Here is a 19,927-nt window from a genome sequence, read left to right on the forward strand (position 1 = left end):
TGCCATGTCTCGGGGGAATTCAAATTTAGCCAAGCTATCAAGAATACATACTACTTCTTCTCAGTAGCTTCAGCTGTCATGTCTGTCACTTTGTTAATTGTCCATTCTTGCTTTTCCTTCGTGTCAGTATTTTCATACTGCACCTTGAACGGGCCTTTTCCTTCTATCACATAGTAGCCATTTCCTTTTACACTTTTTCCGGGTGCAAGTTTTGTCCCTAAATTATCTCCAGGATAGATGCTTAGTTTCTTATTCTCTTGATTCCATACCGACATTTCAAAAGCGTCAACATGTCGCTCTTCTGCCGTTTTATTCGTTGCCTTCAGCTGTAACTGTAAAACTTTTTTTCCTTTTTTTTCTGGATGTTCAAGTTGCATAGCTTTTTCAATCTGAATACCTACCCCAGATACGTCTTTCTCTTGTCCTTCATCCTTAGCGGATGAATCTTCTTGTTTTTGTATCGCTTTCGGTCCACCTTTTGGTTCATCCTTTTCTGCTGACGTGCAGCCTGTCAAAAATAGGCTTAAAGCCAACATACTGATGGAGATACTTCTGAATCTTCTCTTTATGATCATAAATGTCACCCCTTTAAAAATCTCAAACTCCTTTTAAAGAGAGATTCTTGTTTTCCTTTTTTCTATATACATCTCACTCTATTTAATAATCAAATATGCAAGAAGGACCTACACCCTAATGGAAAGGGCTTCTTGCATATTTAGTACATTGATTAACGGACAATCGTTTTGGCTATGTCCCCTCCTACAACATTAGGGCCATAATCCACTTCAATGACGTCACCTGCTTGGAGCCTTCTTTGCACACCATCCTCAGTGATAAACCGGCTGTATATTTGGTAACTTCCATCAGGATTAATCACCCCGGCTCCACTCTGAACAGTACTCACTGTTCTCAATGGATTTCCATTCACTTTCATACGAAGAAGCTGAGTTCCTACAGGTGCTTTACCCGTAACATAATCTGCATTAGGAGCCACTGGATTCACCTGCAGTTTCTCTATTTCCTTAAGTACCGTAGTATGGGCTTGTATGTTCGATGGAGTCCGAATACCGTAGTCAACCGTTACGACATCGCCTGCTTGTAAGGTTTTATTTTTTCCATTCTCATCCACTCCTACATACTTGCTGTAAATACTGAATGATCCATCTTCATTGACAGGTGCTGTACGAAGAGGTACACCATTTACCAATAAGCGAACAATCGTTTCCCCTTCAGGAGCCGTACCTGTTATCGCCTCGGCATTTTGGTACACACTGTTAAGCTTGACAGGTTCACTCGGCATAAACTGAGACACAGTGACAGTTGATCGTTCACTGATATTCCCAGCCGCGTCTGTAAGGGTGACAGTCATAACCGTATTGACTGGTTGTTTTGGAATATCAACCTTGAATATCCCGTCTGGACCTACAACCCCTGTATACGTTTTTCCATTAATGGTGACAGTCACTTTTGCATCTGGTTCACCAGTTCCCGTTACCTCTTTGCTTGCTGTAGTAACTCCATTTAATCTAGGCGCTGCTGGTGGCGTTACATCCTTATTCAATAGTTCTTCGGCTTTGTCGACTAAACCTTGTAATCGATCTCTTTCAAGACCGGCTGGTAATTTGTTGACCGCTACTTGAGCTTCTTCGACCGCTGCTTGGTCGATACTTCCCTTCAAGGTGTCAAACTTGTTATCCGTAAACAATCCTTCCACTTTGTTCTTTGCATCAGTCAACTCTTTTTCGGCTTGTTCCTTCTTGTTCAATAGATCTTGCGCTTTGTTCAATAAATCTTGCAAACGGTCTTTTTCAGGACCCGCTGGTAATTTACTGACCGCTTCTTCGGCTTCGTCAATCGCTCCTTGATCGGCACTTCCTTTCAAGGTGTCGAACTTATCATCCGTGAACAGATCTTCCACTTTGTTCTTCGCATCGTTCAGCTCTTTTTCGGCTTTTTCCTTCTTGTTCAATAGATCTTGCGCTTTGTTCAATAAATCTTGCAAACGGTCTTTTTCAGGACCCGCTGGTAATTTGCTGACCGCTTCTTCGGCTTCGTCAATCGCTCCTTGATCGGCACTTCCCTTCAAGGTGCCGAACTTATCATCCGTGAACAGATCTTCCACTTTGTTCTTCGCATCGTTCAGCTCTTTTTCAGCTTGTTCGTTTTTCTTCAATAAATCTTGAGCATTAATCAGTAACTCTTCAAGGCGATCTTTTTCAGGCCCTGCTGGTAATTTACTGACCGCTTCTTTGGCTTCATCAATCGCTCCTTGATCGGTACTTCCTTTCAACGTGTCGAACTTGTCATCCGTGAACAGACTTTCTACTTTGTTTTTCGTATCGTTGAGCTCTTTTTCGGCTTGTATTTTTTTATTTAATAGATCTTGCGCTTTGTTCAATAAATCTTGCAAACGGTCTTTTTCAGGACCCGCTGGTAATTTACTGACCGCTTCTTCGGCTTCATCAATCGCTCCTTGATCGGTACTTCCTTTCAACGTGTCGAACTTGTCATCCGTGAACAGATCTTCTACTTTGTTCTTCGCATCGTTCAGCTCTTTTTCAGCTTGTTCGTTTTTCTTCAATAAATCTTGAGCATTAATCAGTAACTCTTCAAGGCGATCTTTTTCAGGCCCTGCTGGTAATTTACTGACCGCTTCTTTGGCTTCATCAATCGCTCCTTGATCGGTACTTCCTTTCAACGTGTCGAACTTGTCATCCGTGAACAGACTTTCTACTTTGTTTTTCGTATCGTTGAGCTCTTTTTCGGCTTGTATTTTTTTATTTAATAGATCTTGCGCTTTGTTCAATAAATCTTGCAAACGGTCTTTTTCAGGACCCGCTGGTAATTTACTGACCGCTTCTTTGGCTTCATCAATCGCTCCTTGATCGGTACTTCCTTTCAACGTGTCGAATTTGTCATCCGTGAACAGATCTTCTACTTTGTTCTTTGCATCGTTCAAGTCTTTTTCGGCTTGTATTTTTTTATTTAATAAATCTTGTGCTTTGTTTACTAAATCTTTCAAGCGGTTTTTCTCTGCACCTTCCGGAAGCTTATCAACCGCGTTTTTAGCTTCATCAATGGCTGACTGGTTTGTTGTGTTCTTCAACGTATTGAAATTGCCATCCGTAAATAGCCCTTCGGCTTTGTTTTTCGCATCGGCCAATTCTTTTTCGGCTTGCCTATCTCCTAATTCAATCTTTTTGGTTTTACCCATGTACATATTTACTGTAGGAGCCTCTGACCAGAGCTGATTATTGTGATAAACAGCTGACCATTTAAAAGGCTGACCTTCCCTGCCTACAAACGTTTTGGCAGGGGTATTGGACGTGTTCTCCCAAATCTTCAGCTCATCCGTTACCATATTAAAATCTAAGCTTGCAGCACTATAAAAGGCTTGACTATTAAGCGAGGATATTACAACCTTCTTTGGATTGTTAAAAAACAATTTCCCTACATATGGTGCATACACTGCAACTCCATTTTCTGTACTAACATTAAGTTTTGCCTTTTCATTAATCTTTGCATCATTATGAAACGAGATCATTGCTAATGTATCTTTACCCGTTCTATTCATATCCAACTCTGCCCCTGAATCCACGATGAAATTTCTCAATATCCCCTGGCCTGTAAAACCTTTATGCCCATTAATATTCACCTTTGCATTTTCCCCAATAATGAAAGCTCCATAACCTTTTGTCGGATAAAATATTCCTTGCCCACTTTGAAGAGTAGTAATGTTCACATTCGCATTAGGTGCGACTATAAAATCCGGTTGTTCTGAAACAGACCAAATAAGGGAATAGGCACTATTATGAGCTATGATAGTTTCATCATGAAATTCCACACTTCCAGTTTCAGCCATTTCTTGACTGGTAATGTTTATGGCGTTAAAATCCTTAAAAGTTGCTTTTCCACCTCTGTTATAAATCATTTGCGGTCCACTATATGATACATTTTCAAATATTTGTTCTACATTATTTAATCCATCCCCAATTGCAATGACACCATAAGGGTTGTTACCTTTAACATTCAAGTTCTTTACAGTGGTACTTTGTAATTCATAGGCATAACCATAATATATGCTATCCAATCCTCCTGTTCCTCCAGTTTGCGTTAACGTATGGTTATTTCCATCTATCACGATATGTGTTTTTTTCGCTTGAATCTTAATAGATCCACTTACATCAATGTCTTTCCCAAATATGACTGTCGTAATTCCGTTATCACCTTCTAAAGCAGCCTTTAACTCCGTAAAATTATTGACAACCCTTTCGTTAGCATTGATTGCTGCAACTGCTTTATTGGGTGCTTGAATTTCAGTTGTTTTACGACCTTCCTGAGTTTTAACCCCCGACTCTTTTGCATTCGAACTTTCCTTATTCTTTACTGTCGATGGTTCTTCCGCTAGTCCGACACTTGGTATTAATAGAGAGCTTGCTAACAGAAATGATGTGGTCATGACGTTAATAGGTTTTAACATCTTACTTTTTTTCATATGGACCTTGCCTCCTAAAATAGTAGATTTGGTAGATAACAAATTAATATTACTATTTTTCGACAAACTCCTCGTTCCTATAATGTTGAATATAAATTCATTTTTGAAGCTGCATGTATGTAAAAAAATTCAAATATAGTGAATCTGTTTTATATAAAGGTGAAGGAGGGTAAACAAAAAATGTAGATACCAATCTTTCGGCAAAAAAAAAAAGCACAGCTACATATCAAGTATCTTGTGCCCCTAGTTCCATTCTTTTTTATTATCAACTGGCATGAATTGTGTTCTTTTACATAACCACATTTGTATCTTAAGGTTGGGGAAGTTGATTGGCACGTTGGATATAAAGCATGAGTGGTCATCAGATTGAATTTAGCGCATTTCCCATCCCTTAAATTCCCTCGCTTCGTCCGTTGAATGCTGTCTTTTTGCTAAGTGGGATTTCCCGTCAGTCTGATTTACTCCCTCTACCCGTTACTTTCTGTGGGCACTTATAAGGAAGGAGAGTGAAGTAACGATAATGAGTGTGATTTTTAACGTATTTATTTCTTGTTTATTTAATAGTAGGTACATTAAAAATAGGACTAAAAAGGCTTGGATGAAATACATCCGATTTTTTAATAGGAAAGTCCATGCTGGTGACATCCATAATAAAAAAAAGGCAAATGGCTTCGACATAATCTTGCTCCTTTAATATGATGGCAACTATATACATATAGGCAAGTGTTGCAATTTCAGTAAAAGCAAGGCTTTCGTAACGAAACTTTACTTAGATTCACATGCTCCATTCAGAAAAAAACTTAAACTGACTGCCCCCATTAATGAAGGAACAGGCAGTTTAAGTATTGAACTAAGCCTCGTTGTCTTGGATTCAGTTAGAGGATTAGGCTTATTCTTTTAATAATGGGTTTGGGGAAGTGTTTCCGCACTTCTATTTTATTCTATTATATTTAGTCAACCATATCGTTCCAAAAATGAAACGATATGATTTAAATTTCAAACTCCCCTTATTTTTCAGTGCCGCTCCCTTAGTTTAGATGCACTGTCCTGCTCCCCGGATAAGATTTATAATGGGGGGTATGCCAACCATCTCACCTTAAATAAAAAAAGATTGTAGAGAGAAATATACTTTCTCTACAATCCCGAAGAAGCTACCTTGTTTCATTATGCATATTTCTTACTTTCCTCGTCTTTAAAAAAGCTTTTCATCGCGTGGAAAACATCAGCCTTTTGCTTAAGGATATAATACCTGAATTTTTCATTATCGATATTCTTATAGGCTGTCATCAGTGTCGAATGACGGTTGTATTGATTGACTTCCCCGTACCCGAACATATTGGAAACCTTCATGAGTTCTTCTACAAGCTTTACGCAACGGACATTATCTGATGTCAGATTATCACCATCGGAAAAGTGAAACGGATAGATGTTAAACTTCGCAGGGTCATATTTATGATCTATAAGTTCTAATGCTTTTCGATATACAGACGAACAAATCGTACCGCCGCTTTCCCCTTTTGAAAAGAAATCCACTTCCGGAACCACTTTCGCTTCTGTATGATGGGCGATGAACTCGATTTCAACTGTTTCATATTTTGTTCTCAAGAAACGGTTCATCCAAAAGAAAAAGCTTCGGGCCATATATTTTTCCCATAACCCCATACTTCCAGAAGTATCCATCATTGCCAGCACAACGGCTTTGGAATCAGGTTTCTGGATCTCATTCCACGTTTTGAATTTAAAATCTTCCTTATAAATCGGATGGAAACCAGGGTCACCGCTTAAAGCGTTTCGTTTGAAGGCCGAAATCATTGTTTTCTTTTTATCGATATTTCCCATTAAGCCTGTCTTGCGAATATCGTTGAATTCAATTTGTTCGAGCGTGTGCTCCGCCTGTTCTTTCTTCTGGAGATTAGGCAGTTCCAATTGGCTGAACAGCGCTTCTTCCAACTCCATCATCGATACTTCGGCTTCATAGTAATCTTCACCCGCCTTGTCTCCTGCTCCTTGGCCTTTACCTGCTCCGGCATCGGATGGTGAGCCGTCCCTTGCCACCACATCCCCCACTTTACTATCTCCATCTCCTTGACCAACATGTTTGTTTTTATCATAATTATAACGAATTTTGTATTCATCCAAGGAGCGAATGGGAATCTTGATGACATCCCGGCCATTTGACATGACAATGCTTTCTTCTGAAATTAAATCAGGTAAATTGTTCTTTATCGCTTCCTGCACCTTTTCCTGATGACGCTGTTGATCATCATAGCCTTTCCGGTGGAGGGACCAATTTTCCTGTGAGATAACATATTGTTGATTATTCTCTTCCGACATTCTCTTCCCCCCTTAAAAATGTTTGCACGCTTTTCATCATTCCTTCATATAATAAATTAGTGTGAGAAAACCCACAGCACTCGGTTTTCTTTTTAAAAAAATACAACCTTGAAAAAACATACTAAAAGAAATGTATTACTCTATCATATGCAGCGATACAGGATAATTTACAACAAAATTCAATAATGGATGTTTGCCTACGAACTAGACAAGCCAATATATGGCCTTCAGGTTTTTTTAAGATTTTTTCCTAACGAAACTACAAAAATAAGGAATTCCCATGAAAACGAACAGACATGAAGATCAACAGGTCTGTTCGTTTTTCAGCAGGATTCATTTGCTGTTTATGTACAAAGCACATGATCAATCAAATGAGTTGGGAAAAGCGTGTACATGTTAAGCTGAATGGTCGCTGCCTACTTCTTAGGCAGACCCACTAAAACAATAAAACTAAATTCATACATAACAAAAGGGTGCTCCAGTATTTTTCTGGACACCCTTTTCACACAGATAGAATGATTCTTGTTGTGATATTCGTCAATCTTTATCTTCCTCTACTTCATGCTGAACCGTACCTGGGCGTTTATCCCACTCTTTCAATTCTTCATTCGTCCTTTGATTTTCCATCTGCTTGCCAAGTTCTTTCATCTCTTCATAATCCTTAGCCATGGAACTATTTTCAGGAACATGATCTTTTTTCAATTCTTCTTTACTCATTTTCCATCACCTCTATTTATTGATACCCAATTTTTCCATATTCAAAACATAACATATCCGCTGGGAAGATGGGGTATAGATAAGACAGATGAGCAAATCTAAGGAGGTGTAAGGTTTATGCAAACAACTACACTATATGTAAAGGAAGCAACGTCTGAAGGCCCGATTTTAAATCTAGAGTCCATACTATTGAAAACTGAAGGTGTGGAGCGTGCGATCATCGATATTGATGACGGGGAAATTAAAATCGATCATAGCGAAGACATGCTTTCACCAGACCAAATAATCACACTTATTGAACAGTATGGCTTGAATGTAACTAAATGAATGCATCCATGGCAATCTATAGAAAATACCGGGCTCCCATCGATTCAGAAGGGGGCCCGTATTTTTTGATTTAAAATTCCCTTAAGACTGTCAATTCATCTTCACATTTCAAGCAAATTACTGTCCGTTATAAAATATAAACCCCTACCCGATTGGGGGTAGGGGCAAGAAAGTATGGATTACCTATTTAACAAGCTGCCTACATAGCGCAGCAAATCATTGGCTGAAGTGGAATTATAACCGTGCTCATCGATAAGTCTCGTAATGACTTCATTCACTTTCTTCAGTTGCCTTTCATCTGGTGTTTTCGTTGAAGTAGTGATTTTAACAACATCTTTCAGATCCGCGAATAGCTTTTTCTGGATCGCTTCTCTTAATCGGTCATGTGAATTATAATCGAATCGCTTCCCTTTACGCGCATATGCAGAAATACGGATCAATATCTCTTCGCGGAATGCTTTTTTTGCATTTTCAGAAATTCCAATCTGCTCTTCAATCGAGCGCATCAGTTTTTCATCCGGATTAATTTCTTCCCCGGTCAATGGATCGCGCAGCCTTGATTTATTGCAGTATGCCTCGACATTGTCCAAGTAATTATCCATAAGGATTTTCGCCGACTCTTCATATGAATAGACAAATGCCTTTTGCACCTCATTTTTCGCAATGGCATCATATTCTTTACGTGCCAGTGAAATGAAATTCAAATACCGCTCCCGAAGTTCGTTCGTAATGGACGGATGCTGATCTAGACCAGCTTTTAATGACATAAGTACATCCAATGCGTTGATGGACGGATTTTCCTTACGAATGATCGTAGAGGAAATTCGGTTAATGACGTAACGTGGATCGATTCCGCTCATGCCTTCGTCCTGAAATTCTTTTTTCAATTCATTGATGTCTGCGGAATTAAAGCCTTCCACATTTTCCCCATCATACAGCCTCATTTTTTTCACTAAATCGATATCGCCCTTTTTCGGGTCCTTCAGGCGGGTCATGATGCTGAATATTGCCGCCACCCTTAATGTATGCGGTGCAATGTGAACATCGGAGACATCACTTTCATGAATCATTTTTTCATAAATCTTTTCTTCCTCAGTAACCTTCAGATTATATGGAATCGGCATGACAATGATCCGGGAATGCAGTGCTTCATTTTTCTTGTTGGAAATGAACGCTTTATACTCTGTTTCATTCGTATGGGCCACGATGAGTTCATCTGCACTGATCAATGCAAAACGACCGGCCTTAAAATTCCCTTCTTGTGTCAATGAAAGCAAATGCCATAAAAACTTCTCGTCACATTTCAGCATCTCCTGGAATTCCATCATCCCACGGTTCGCTTTGTTCAGCTCGCCATCAAAGCGATAGGCACGCGGATCAGATTCAGATCCATATTCGGCTATGGTCGAAAAATCGATTGAACCCGTCAAATCAGCAATATCCTGTGACTTAGGGTCAGAAGGACTGAATGTTCCAATTCCAACACGCTTATCCTCTGAAAGGAAAATACGCTCGACCATCACATCTTCAATTCTGCTTCCATATTCCTGTTCCAATCTCATGACATTCAGCGGCGATAGGTTTCCTTCAACCCGGATGCCATATTCCTCATAAAAATCATCCCGTAAATTTTGCGGAATGAGATGCAGTGGATCTTCATGCATCGGGCATCCTTTTATTGCATAAATGGCACCTGTGTCTTTTAACGAATAATTCTCAAGTCCACGCTTCAGTAAAGAAACGAGTGTAGACTTACCACCTGAGACCGGACCCATAAGAAGCAATATCCGCTTACGGACATCCAGCCGCTTAGCCGCCGGATGGAAATATTCCTCGATGAGTCTTTCCAGTGAATCTTCGAGGCCAAACAACTGACCGCTGAAAAAATTGTATTTCTTTGATCCATTTACTTCTTCTATCCCTGCATCTCTGATCATGTTGTATACACGTGAATGAGCAGATTGAGCAACTAATGGTGTTTCTTTCAATACGTCTAAGTACTCTGCGAAGGTGCCTTCCCACTTCAGCTTCTGTTCATCTTCTCTAAATTTTTCGATTTTCTTTAAAATATCCATTTAAGGAACCTCCCCCTGTCACTTTCAGAGAATACTTAAATCTATGCTCCAAGTCTGACAAACATGTCAGACTTTAAAAATCCCTACCACTTTCCTTTTATTGAAAAGGGCTAAATCCTAAGAACAGTCGATGACAATAATGGCCGGCATTAAAAATTGTGTGCACTCCTGCTAAAAATTAGGGTATACTAAGCCTATACTTAAGTGGGACAATTTGGGTAAAGGGAGGTCACAACATGGGCACAGTTATTATCGTTGCAGTTACTATTACATTTTTAGCCGCTATCTTCACTGCTGGGTATGACGATAAACCAGGTGTGAAATAAAGAATATAACAGCCTTTCTTAAATTCAAAAAAGGGGACAGCAAATTAAATTTGCCGTCCCCTTTTTGGCCCCCACCATCAATATAAATGGAAAGAAGCACTTTCGAAGTCATCTTTAATGAATGAGTATGGCATTAAATGCTTACTCTGGAATCGAAAAATAGCAATAGCTTATGAGAACCGAAAGCAACAAAGGGAAATGACGATTAGATAGCTTAATCATGCTTCTTGGAGCATGCCAATCAATGAGGTGTCGTCATATTTTATACTGCGTTCTTTTTATCCGATTGTGAAGCGTTGCTGTTCTCCATCGATTTCAAGTCGTCGTTTACTTTTTGTCCTTGTTCCAAATATTCCGTTTGGAATCCGCTCTTTATTGCCCAACTATAAAACCCTAGTGATAAACATGTAATGATGGCCATATCCCAACCAAATGGGATTACGTTTAGACCACCAAACTTTTCACTACCTAAGTATGAAATGGTCATCATACAGAGTAAGTAAACAACCATCCAAAGCCCTGCTGAAAAATTTTGACGGAATCCCCTCCAATTTATTTTTGCTTGATAATAGAAATAAACGGGAAGGCCAATCATAATGATAAATAATACTTGTCCTGTCAGTGGCCATCTTGCCCAATATAGAACTAAAGACGCAAAAACAAATCCAAGTGGCGCAATGATACTTAATCCTTTAAGACGTAATGGTCTGTACAAGTTCGGACCTGTGCGCCTTAATGTCATGACTGTAACTGGACCTGTTATATAAGAGACTAATGTCGCAACAGAAATAACCTCTGCTAATACGCCCCAGCCTCTGAACATGAATAAAAATAAGAAAGATACACCTAGATTTAAAAACATTGCCTGACGCGGGATACCATAAAGAGGATGCAGTTTTCCAAAAACGCTTGGTAAGTATTTATTCTTTTCCATTCCATAAATCATTCGTGATGTTGTCGCCGTGTATGTTATTCCCGTCCCAGAAGGAGAAATAAAAGCATCAACATATAGTAATATAACTAACCAGTTTATGCCTAGAACAATTGCTAAGTCAGCAAACGGTGAATTGAAATTCAAATGATGCCATCCGTTCACAATCATAGACGGATCAACCGCTCCAATAAATGCAATCTGTAATAAAACGTAGATAACCGTTGCGATTAAAATGGAGCCAATTACTGCAATTGGGATCGAACGTCCAGGATTCTTTGCCTCACCTGCCATATTAATCGGACTTTGAAAACCGTTAAATGCAAAAATAATACCAGAAGTTGCTACAGCAGTAAGTACACTTGCCCAGCCATTTGGGGCGATACTCCCTGCAGATGTAAAATTGGATGCATGAAAACCAGCGAATAAAAGGGAGCCTATCGTAAGTCCAGGTATAATAACCTTAAAGACTGTAATAAATGAGTTTGCTTTTGAAAACAAACTAACTGTCCAGTAATTTAATAAAAAGTAGACGACCAATAATACAGAGGCAATTGCCAAGCCTCCCCCTGTAAGACTCCCATTTTCCACCAAACCATGTGTCCACTCCGCCCATTTCCATGGCCATGAGCTCATATATTGAACGGATGCAATCGCTTCGACTGGAATGACAGAAACGATTGCAATCCAGTTTGCCCAACCTGCAAGAAACCCTATAAACGAACCATGAGAGTATTGCGTATATTTTACCATTCCTCCAGCTTCAGGAAACATAGCCCCTAATTCACTGTAAGAAAGTGCGATAAATAAAATAACAACCATTCCGATAATCCAAGAGATAATGGCAGCAGGTCCTGCGATTTGTGCCGCCCTCCATGCTCCGAATAACCAACCTGAGCCAATAATGGACCCAAGTCCTACCATCGTTAACGAAAACGTTCCCATCTTTCGCTGCAAATTATTCATATGTTCATCACCATGCTTTCCTAAATTCATTCCTTTATCATGACGTTCTTAAAGTATCTGGATTTATGATTTGTGCTGCGTACACCCAATTGAATCTTAAAGTACTGGCGGCATTACTTCACATTTGTAAATAGGGACATCATTAGGACGTCTCCTTTTTTGTTTTTTATATGAACAAATTCTCTCTGCTTTTAGAAAATACTTAGGTCCCATTCTTGTGCCATTTGTTTCAATAACATACCACCTGTTACGCTATTCCCATATTCATCAATGGCTGGCCCGTATATACCAATCCCACATCCATCTTGAAAAGGAAGTCCGTTTCTGGCACTCGGAGGAACTAGAGCCATAATCCCGCCAGATACTCCACTTTTGGCTGGCACCCCTACAAAAGCCGCAAATTTACCCGAAGCATTGTACATACCACAAGTAAGCATTAATGCTTTGGCCAGTTTAGCCACTTTTTTAGGGAGAACTTGTTCTTTACGAATAGGATGGTATCCATCTTGTGCAAGAATCAGTCCAAGCAGGGCTATGTCTTCTGTTGTTACTTCTATGGAACATTGCTTCAGGTAAACCTCTAATGCTTCCTCTACATCCGATTCTAAATAATTCGTCTCTTTTAAATAGTGAGCTAAAGCTCTATTTCTATGAGAGGTTTGCCACTCTGATTGATACACTTCCTCGTTGATCGTCGGGCGCTTTCCTAACAAATTTTCAAATAATGCATAGAGAAATTCTAATTTTTTTTGTGAAGACTCCCCTGGAAGAAGCGAAGCTATGGTAATCGCTCCAGCATTTATCATAGGATTAAACGGCTTTCCCGGCTTATGCATCTCTAAACGAATAATTGAATTGAAAGCATCCCCAGTTGGTTCCACATCGACCCTATCCAACACATAAGAAATGCCGCAACCCAAACATGCGGCTATAAAGCTGAGCACCTTTGAAATACTTTGCAGCGTGAAGGGGACTCCCCAATCCCCTGACTTGATCATGGTTCCACCCGGCTCAAGTATACAAATACCTAATTGCGATAAGTGTGCATTTCTCAATGCCGGTATATAATTGGCGGTTTGTCCTTCAGCAGCATGGGATCTGTAATGTGCTACCCATTCATCTAAGCAGGCTTTCTTTTGACTATTAACGTGAATGTTATAATCCTTTGTCAAATTTCCAATCACATTCTTCCACCTCATTAGTTGTTGTGCTCACTTTATTCGATTTGATGACTATCACAAATAATCGTTAAGCGCTTTCAAAAAAATTCTATCTACTGTTAATTTTAAAGTGGGAACTACATAATCATACGAAAACCTACAAAATCTAAAAAATAAAAATCCACTAAAAAAAACGCGATCATTTCACATGATCGGTTACCATTTTTTGTAGATAGAGAAACAGAAGGGTTTTGCCATAATTGGAAAAAGCCGTTCTGTTCAAGAACAAAGTAAACGTTGTATTGAAGCCGTTGAAACTGTATACTGATTTTTTAAACAAATTGGAGGTGAGCGCCTTGAATCTTAGTACGTTAATGAAAAAAGAGGTCAATATCCTTGTTTTGATGTTGTTAACAGTGCCATTAGCAGGCGAATTGAGTTTTTATCCTCTAAATGAAACGTTTCGTATAAGTTTTGGTGCGCCTGCATTTTTCTTCTTTCTACTATTATTACAGAAAACACCTGCCACCTTTTCGGGCTTCCTGACAGGAACAATGGTTGTGGTATTTCGTATTCTAATAGACTTTTTTATGAAAGATAATTTTTCATGGACTTCCGCGTTTCAAACTCATTATCCTAGTTTTTTCTTTTATTTCACCTATTCCTTTCTTTTTCATTTAGTGAAAATCAACCGTTTTCAAAACCGATCTTTGATCATTGGGTTAATTGGTCTCATTATCGAAATATTGTCCGATTTTATAGAATTAATCTTTCAATATTTTGTATTAGAAACAACAATTACATTAGATTCAATAAATGAGATGATCGTGATCGCATTCGGCCACAGTTTTATCGTTTTAAGCTTTTTTAATATGATGAAACTTTATGAAGCACAATCAAGGGAAAAGCAAATTATAAAACAAAATGAACATATGCTGATGCTCATTTCCAATTTATATGAGGAAACGATTCATTTAAAAAAAACATTAAAAAACGCAGAGGATATTACTAAGAAGTCGTATGATTTGTATCGCGATTTAAAAGCCCTGGAAAAACCTGAAAAGCCACTTCATGCCCTTACAGAGCTCTATAGTCAAAAAGCATTGCGCATCGCGGGTGAAATGCATGAAGTCAAGAAAGATAATCAACGAATTTTTGCTGGTCTCTCCAAATTGATCTCCAATGAGAGTTTTAAAGATTATATGGATGCTGCTGAACTTTTTCATTTAATTATCCGAATTAATGAAAAATATGCCTTATCACTAGGAAAGGATATTCAATTTGAATACACATTAGATGGAAACAATGATTCACATTACCATGTATATACCGTGTTATCTCTTTTCAATAATTTAGTCGCTAATGCGGTGGAAGCAATTAAAGAGAAGGGAATTGTCCGTTTAAGTTTGTGTGAAATTTGCGACAATGTAGAATTTAAAGTTGCTGATAATGGACCTGGGATCCCCCAAAAATACCAGACTGTTATATTCCAACCTGGATTCACTTCAAAATATGATCAATTCGGGACACCTTCAACAGGAATTGGTCTCTCATATGTTAAAGAAGTTGTGAAAGAACTGGAGGGGGATATCCTGTTTGAGAATAAGGGTAACAGCGCCGTTTTTTCAATAAAGTTACCCATTCATAAGTTGATCCAGAAAGGATGATTTTTCATGCGTTTTTTTATAACAGATGATGATTGTGCTATACGTTCAAATTTAAGCCAAATTATTGAGAACGAAGATTTAGGAGAAGTGGTGGAGGAAGCGGAAGATGGAAGTCTATTAGAAGGACATATTTTGAATTTAAAGCAAATTGATATATTATTCATTGATTTATTAATGCCCATCCGGGATGGCATTGAGACACTTCGCCATATAAAAAGTACATTTAACGGGAAAATAATAATGATTTCGCAGGTTGAATCAAAAGAACTGATTGGTGAGGCATACTCGCTTGGAATAGACTATTATATTACTAAACCAATCAATCGGATTGAAATATTAACAGTAATTCGAAAAGTTATGGAACGCATTCATTTAGAAAGATCGATCACTACTATTCAAGCCTCTTTAAATAGTGTATTGAATTTTGAGCAGCCAAAAGTTGACCAATCAAATAATTCCAATGAAAAAAGCATAATAGAGGTAGGCGAATTTCTTTTATCGGAATTAGGGATTGTGGGGGAAAATGGATCTAAAGATTTAATACAAATGCTTCAATATTTATTTATGTATGAACGGACTAATACTTTTAAACAGCATTTCCCCACTCTTAAAGATATTTTTGTAGAAATCACAAAGAAAAAGCTCGGTGCTTCAGCATTGCAGGCTGATATCAACCGAGAAATAAAGGCTGCCGAACAGCGAATACGCAGAACGATTAACCATTCGTTAAATCATTTTGCTTCCCTCGGTTTAACGGATTTTTCAAATCCGAAGTTTGAAAATTACGCTTCTAAATTTTTTGATTTCACAGTCGTTCGCCAAAAAATGAAAGAGCTGCAAAATGATTCAACTATAGTTCTTACACCTACCCGGGTAAATACAAAAAAGTTTATTCAAGTATTTTATTTCGAAGCTAAACGATTGAATCCTGATGAAATAATTAGATATAGATAAACCATGAATAAAAACAAAGACCACGGAAGCTCTCCCAAAAAGCATAAAATCCCCTGAGAATTATCAAGGGATTTTAGCAAGATCTTATTTTTTCAACAATAAATACATGAAATAAGGAGCACCGATCAAGGCAACCATGATACCTGCAGGGATTCCCTCTGGTTCAACTATATTACGGCCTACCGTATCGGCAAGCAACAATAGCCATCCGCCGATCAAAATGGCAACTGGAATGAATAATTGATTTCGAGGTCCGACCAAGGATTTTGCTATATGCGGGGCCATGAGTCCAATGAATGCTATTCCGCCAGTAACGGAAACGGCAGCAGCAGCAAGTGCGACAGCTGTTATGAGCAAGACGATCCGTTCCTTTTCAATCGATACTCCCACTCCGATTGCGACAGGTTCACTTAAACCAAGCAGATTCAAACGATTCGCTTTATATAAAGTGAATGGAATGAGGATGATTAGCCAAGGAAGGACAGCCCAAATGAACGGCCAATCCGCACCCCAAATATTTCCTGCCAGCCATTTCGCAATGAAATCGACTTTGGCTCGTTCCGCTGAAGAAATGAGGACGATCATCAAGCCTGAAAGCGCCATTGAAAAACCAACGCCAATCAATACTAGCCGAACGGGTTCAAGGCCAACCCTTCGCTTAAAGGAAAGTACATATATTAAACAGGCCGTCAGTAACGCACCGATAAACCCGACAAGTGGAACCATATAAACAAATGAACCTGCGTCTATCGGGAAAAACAGAAAGAACACGGCAATGGCAACACCTGCTCCCGAGTTAATCCCGATGATCCCGGGATCAGCTAGATCATTACGTGTAATTCCTTGTAAAATGGCTCCTGACAGTGCAAGGGCCATGCCTGCTAAAAGGGTAATGATGATTCGTGGCAATCGGACGGAAAATAATATGAATTCCTCTTTAAACGTCCCTTGTCCGAAAAGCGTGGGAATCAGCCGCCCTATTGAAAGATTCGAATATCCTAAACATGTCCCGATAATGATGGTAACGATGATGAGTGCGGTTAAGGCACCGATTAGCCATCGCTGTTTTTTGACTAATGCTGAATGGATCATGAAAATGCTTTACCTCCTTTACGGACGATTAGGAGGAAGAAAGGTAAACCTATCATCGCAACAATCGCTACCACAGGTGTTTCATATGGAGAATTGATTGTACGGCCGATCGTATCGGCCAAAAGCATGAAGGTGGCTCCTAAAATTGCAGACATGGGCAGGATGAATCGATAATCCGTACCTACGATAGCCCGTACCATATGGGGAATCATAAGCCCGATGAATACCATATTTCCGACTAGGGCAACCGCAGCACCGGCAAGCAAAATGATGACGACGAAAAGAACCGCCTTAATTTGTGTGGTCTTTTGACCTAATCCTACCGCCACTTCTTCACTGAGGCTAAGGATGGTGAGTTGTCTAGAAAAGATAATGGAGATCAGGATGCCTATTAAAATAAACGGGACGATTACTCGAAGCTGTCCCCAAGATGTTCCGATATTACCGCCGGCAGTCCACATCGATACATCTTTTGATATTTTAAAGTAAATACCGACCCCCTGTGATACAGCAAATAGGAATGCAGAGACCGCAGCACCAGCTAACACGATTCGTAAAGGAGAAAATCCACCCTTCTTCATCGCAGCAATTCCAAAAACCATGATTGTTCCGACAGCGGCACCAATAAAGCACGCACCCATGATCCCCAAGTTATTAGCCGAAGGAACGAATGCCAGCGTAATGGCAAGGCCTGCATTGGCCCCTGCCGTCAATCCAAGCAGCCCCGGATCAGCAAGTGGATTCCTTGTAATCCCCTGCATGATGGCACCTGAAACGGCAAGTGCCGAACCGACGAACATTGCCCCCACTTCGCGAGGGAGACGGATTTCACGAATGATGGAAATCTTCTCACCGGTAGCATTGGACATCAGTGCTTGCCATACATCCTTGAGGGTGGCATCGGCTGCACCAAAAACCATCGATATGATGAAAATGCCGATAAAGGCAACGATCGCTATGATCAGTTTATATATAAATGGGATGAAACGTTGATTTTCATTAGTCATCTGTCTCTCTCATCTCTTTTTTTATAGAATAAAAGGAGAGGTATTGGAATCCCTCTCCCTCGCTGTATTATTTTCCAAGAAAACTTTTGGAAAAGAAGTCTAATTGGTATTCTAATGTTATTGGATCATTGAAGTAGAATTTTTTTGCATCAGCTTCAAATATTTGATTGTTTTTAACGGCAGGTATGTTTTTAAACGTATCTGTTTGTTGGAATGAACTGTCCTGATCTTTGTTATTGCTCAAAATGACATAATCACCGGCATAGTCTTTTAGGACTTCTAATGATAAAGCAAAGTAACCATCTTTCAATGCCACTTCTTTTACCTTTTCAGGCATGCCCAATTTCATTTCTTGATAAAGGATTTCCGTTCCACGGCCCCAATTATCGCCGTATACATAGAACTGTTTGTCAAACTTTTCGAAAACGGAAACGGTAGCATCTTCTCCAATTTTAGCCTTAATCTCATCACCAGTGGTTTTTGCCCGTTTTTTGAAATCATCCACCCAAGCTTGCGCTTCTTTTTCTTTATTCAAAAGTTTACCAATTTCTACATGCTGTGTTAAATAATCCACTTTTCCGTATGTATATGTTACGGTCGGAGCAATTTCCTTTAATTTATCGACATTTTTAATCGTTGATAAACCAATGATTAAATCCGGATTCAACTCGATGATTTTTTCCAAGTTTTCGTCCGTTACTTCCTCGACGTTTTTTAATTCTTTAAAATTAGGGTTCATTTTAGACCACGAATCAACCCCTACAAGGTTAACATCCAAAGCCAGTACGCTACCTGCGAAAGAAGATAGTACGACTACACGCTTAGGATTTGCAGGCACTTCGACAGGCCCATTTTCAGATTGGTATGTGATGGTACCTGATTTTTCCTTTTTGGAATCGGAGCTTTTTTCTTTTTCGGTCGACTCGTTACCACAAGCACTAATAATTAACACTAACAGCAGTATAAACGGAATCAATATCTTTTTCATTTGTTGTCCTATCTCCTTTTAATAAATTGTATGTGCTGCACATTGGTTTGTTTGTTCGTTGATCTCTTTCGATTACCGCATCAATATGGAAAACTTCCTTAAGCACTTCATGCGTGATGACTTCTTCACAATCTCCCGCTTTGACTATTTCCCCGTCTTTCAAGGCAATGATATAGTCAGCAAATCGAGCAGCCTGATTTAAATCATGAAGGACCATGACAATCGTCCGTTCCTGTTCTACATTCAGCCTCTGTAAAAGTTCTAAAACCTCTAGTTGATGCGCCATATCCAAATAGGTGGTCGGCTCATCAAGGAAGATGATTTCCGTTTCCTGGGCAAGGGCCATGGCAATCCAAACACGCTGGCGCTGTCCTCCTGAGAGAGCATCCACCGGACGGAACTTAAAGTCTTTCGTGCCAGTCACTTCAAGTGCCCAATCAATCACATCATAGTCTTTTGGCGTCAGCCGTCCAAAACCTTTTTGATAGGGAAAGCGCCCATATGATACAAGCTCTCCAACTGTCAATCCACTTGCACTCTCTGGGGTCTGAGGAAGTATGGCCATTTTTCTTGCAAGGATCTTCGTGCTTTCTTTTGATATATTCACTCCATCTAAAACAACCGTACCCGATTGATTTGGAATGATCCGGGTGATCGCTTTCAAAAGTGTGGATTTCCCACATCCGTTTGAACCAATGATCGTTGTGATTTTCTTATCTGGAATTTCCACACTGAGATCTTTTACAATTAAACGTTCACCATAGCCAATATTTAAATTCTCTGTATATAGGCGAACCATTATTTAACCTCCATTTACTTAAATAATAAGTAAGTAAAAATCTAAATGAAAATGATTATCATTATCCACTACTTAAATACTATAATTCC

General features: G+C 39.3%; 14 protein-coding genes. 3 read left to right on the forward strand and 11 right to left on the reverse strand.

Annotated elements, in window-relative coordinates:
* Positions 1-50: 50 nt before the first annotated feature.
* The 4 genes from ACFWE9_RS14260 to ACFWE9_RS14275 all read right to left on the reverse strand — a co-directional run bounded on the left by ACFWE9_RS14260 (position 51) and on the right by ACFWE9_RS14275 (position 7,546).
* Positions 51-575, reverse strand: coding sequence for a hypothetical protein (locus ACFWE9_RS14260; RefSeq protein WP_377357321.1), 525 nt, complete (start codon positions 573-575; stop codon positions 51-53).
* 152 nt (positions 576-727) lie between these two features.
* Positions 728-4,495, reverse strand: a complete 3,768-nt coding sequence (locus ACFWE9_RS14265; protein ID WP_377357323.1) for a toxin Cry1Ac domain D-VI-related protein — start codon at positions 4,493-4,495, stop codon at positions 728-730.
* A 1,164-nt stretch (positions 4,496-5,659) separates the two neighbouring features.
* Positions 5,660-6,829: a sporulation protein YhbH gene (yhbH, locus tag ACFWE9_RS14270; RefSeq protein WP_230157286.1), complete on the reverse strand. Its 1,170-nt coding sequence runs from the start codon at positions 6,827-6,829 to the stop codon at positions 5,660-5,662.
* A gap of 537 nt (positions 6,830-7,366) precedes the next feature.
* Complete coding sequence (locus ACFWE9_RS14275; RefSeq protein ID WP_230157287.1) at positions 7,367-7,546, reverse strand: hypothetical protein; 180 nt, start codon at positions 7,544-7,546, stop codon at positions 7,367-7,369.
* Positions 7,547-7,663: 117 nt separating this feature from the next.
* On the opposite strand from ACFWE9_RS14275, the gene ACFWE9_RS14280 reads away from it, so the two are divergent.
* A complete protein-coding gene (locus ACFWE9_RS14280) occupies positions 7,664-7,873 on the forward strand; it encodes a heavy-metal-associated domain-containing protein (RefSeq protein WP_230157288.1) in 210 nt (69 codons plus the stop codon).
* Between the two features lie 179 nt (positions 7,874-8,052).
* Here ACFWE9_RS14280 and ACFWE9_RS14285 read toward each other — a convergent pair whose 3' ends face one another.
* From ACFWE9_RS14285 to ACFWE9_RS14295, 3 genes are all read right to left on the reverse strand, one after another.
* The gene (locus tag ACFWE9_RS14285; RefSeq protein ID WP_230157289.1) at positions 8,053-9,948 is read right to left on the reverse strand and encodes a PrkA family serine protein kinase; all 1,896 of its coding nucleotides are present in this window, start codon (positions 9,946-9,948) and stop codon (positions 8,053-8,055) included.
* Positions 9,949-10,536: 588 nt separating this feature from the next.
* Positions 10,537-12,171, reverse strand: coding sequence for a glutamate/serine transporter AimA (locus ACFWE9_RS14290; RefSeq protein ID WP_230157290.1), 1,635 nt, complete (start codon positions 12,169-12,171; stop codon positions 10,537-10,539).
* Positions 12,172-12,362: 191 nt separating this feature from the next.
* A complete protein-coding gene (locus ACFWE9_RS14295) occupies positions 12,363-13,343 on the reverse strand; it encodes a glutaminase (protein ID WP_230157432.1) in 981 nt (326 codons plus the stop codon).
* A 335-nt stretch (positions 13,344-13,678) separates the two neighbouring features.
* On the opposite strand from ACFWE9_RS14295, the gene ACFWE9_RS14300 reads away from it, so the two are divergent.
* Positions 13,679-14,998: an ATP-binding protein gene (locus ACFWE9_RS14300; protein WP_290370555.1), complete on the forward strand. Its 1,320-nt coding sequence runs from the start codon at positions 13,679-13,681 to the stop codon at positions 14,996-14,998.
* A gap of 6 nt (positions 14,999-15,004) precedes the next feature.
* Positions 15,005-15,952 carry a response regulator gene (locus ACFWE9_RS14305; protein WP_230157291.1) on the forward strand — a complete coding sequence of 316 codons (948 nt, stop codon included), beginning with the start codon at positions 15,005-15,007 and terminating at the stop codon, positions 15,950-15,952.
* Positions 15,953-16,036: 84 nt separating this feature from the next.
* Here ACFWE9_RS14305 and ACFWE9_RS14310 read toward each other — a convergent pair whose 3' ends face one another.
* The 4 genes from ACFWE9_RS14310 to ACFWE9_RS14325 all read right to left on the reverse strand — a co-directional run bounded on the left by ACFWE9_RS14310 (position 16,037) and on the right by ACFWE9_RS14325 (position 19,838).
* The gene (locus ACFWE9_RS14310; protein ID WP_230157292.1) at positions 16,037-17,044 is read right to left on the reverse strand and encodes a FecCD family ABC transporter permease; all 1,008 of its coding nucleotides are present in this window, start codon (positions 17,042-17,044) and stop codon (positions 16,037-16,039) included.
* Positions 17,041-18,051: a FecCD family ABC transporter permease gene (locus ACFWE9_RS14315; RefSeq protein ID WP_377357327.1), complete on the reverse strand. Its 1,011-nt coding sequence runs from the start codon at positions 18,049-18,051 to the stop codon at positions 17,041-17,043. The genes ACFWE9_RS14310 and ACFWE9_RS14315 overlap by 4 nt, the downstream gene beginning before the upstream one ends.
* A 67-nt stretch (positions 18,052-18,118) precedes the next feature.
* Positions 18,119-19,039 carry an iron-hydroxamate ABC transporter substrate-binding protein gene (locus ACFWE9_RS14320; protein ID WP_377357329.1) on the reverse strand — a complete coding sequence of 307 codons (921 nt, stop codon included), beginning with the start codon at positions 19,037-19,039 and terminating at the stop codon, positions 18,119-18,121.
* Positions 18,990-19,838 (reverse strand): ABC transporter ATP-binding protein, encoded by an 849-nt coding sequence (locus tag ACFWE9_RS14325; protein WP_230157298.1) that lies wholly within the window; start codon positions 19,836-19,838, stop codon positions 18,990-18,992. Before ACFWE9_RS14325 ends, ACFWE9_RS14320 begins: the two co-directional genes overlap by 50 nt.
* Positions 19,839-19,927: the final 89 nt, after the last annotated feature.

The organism is Peribacillus sp. NPDC060253 (assembly GCF_042727425.1).
Lineage (GTDB): Bacteria > Bacillota > Bacilli > Bacillales > DSM-1321 > Peribacillus.

Bases quoted from the DNA above. Each gene is read 5' to 3' on its own strand.
- ACFWE9_RS14275 (WP_230157287.1), bottom strand. From the start codon at position 7,546: ATGAGTAAAGAAGAATTGAAAAAAGATCATGTTCCTGAAAATAGTTCC.
- ACFWE9_RS14265 (WP_377357323.1), bottom strand. From the start codon at position 4,495: ATGAAAAAAAGTAAGATGTTAAAACCTATTAACGTCATGACCACATCA.
- ACFWE9_RS14320 (WP_377357329.1), bottom strand. From the start codon at position 19,039: ATGAAAAAGATATTGATTCCGTTTATACTGCTGTTAGTGTTAATTATT.
- ACFWE9_RS14260 (WP_377357321.1), bottom strand. From the start codon at position 575: ATGATCATAAAGAGAAGATTCAGAAGTATCTCCATCAGTATGTTGGCT.
- ACFWE9_RS14310 (WP_230157292.1), bottom strand. From the start codon at position 17,044: ATGATCCATTCAGCATTAGTCAAAAAACAGCGATGGCTAATCGGTGCC.
- ACFWE9_RS14315 (WP_377357327.1), bottom strand. From the start codon at position 18,051: ATGACTAATGAAAATCAACGTTTCATCCCATTTATATATAAACTGATC.
- ACFWE9_RS14325 (WP_230157298.1), bottom strand. From the start codon at position 19,838: ATGGTTCGCCTATATACAGAGAATTTAAATATTGGCTATGGTGAACGT.
- ACFWE9_RS14305 (WP_230157291.1), top strand. From the start codon at position 15,005: ATGCGTTTTTTTATAACAGATGATGATTGTGCTATACGTTCAAATTTA.
- ACFWE9_RS14285 (WP_230157289.1), bottom strand. From the start codon at position 9,948: ATGGATATTTTAAAGAAAATCGAAAAATTTAGAGAAGATGAACAGAAG.
- ACFWE9_RS14280 (WP_230157288.1), top strand. From the start codon at position 7,664: ATGCAAACAACTACACTATATGTAAAGGAAGCAACGTCTGAAGGCCCG.
- ACFWE9_RS14290 (WP_230157290.1), bottom strand. From the start codon at position 12,171: ATGAATAATTTGCAGCGAAAGATGGGAACGTTTTCGTTAACGATGGTA.
- yhbH (WP_230157286.1), bottom strand. From the start codon at position 6,829: ATGTCGGAAGAGAATAATCAACAATATGTTATCTCACAGGAAAATTGG.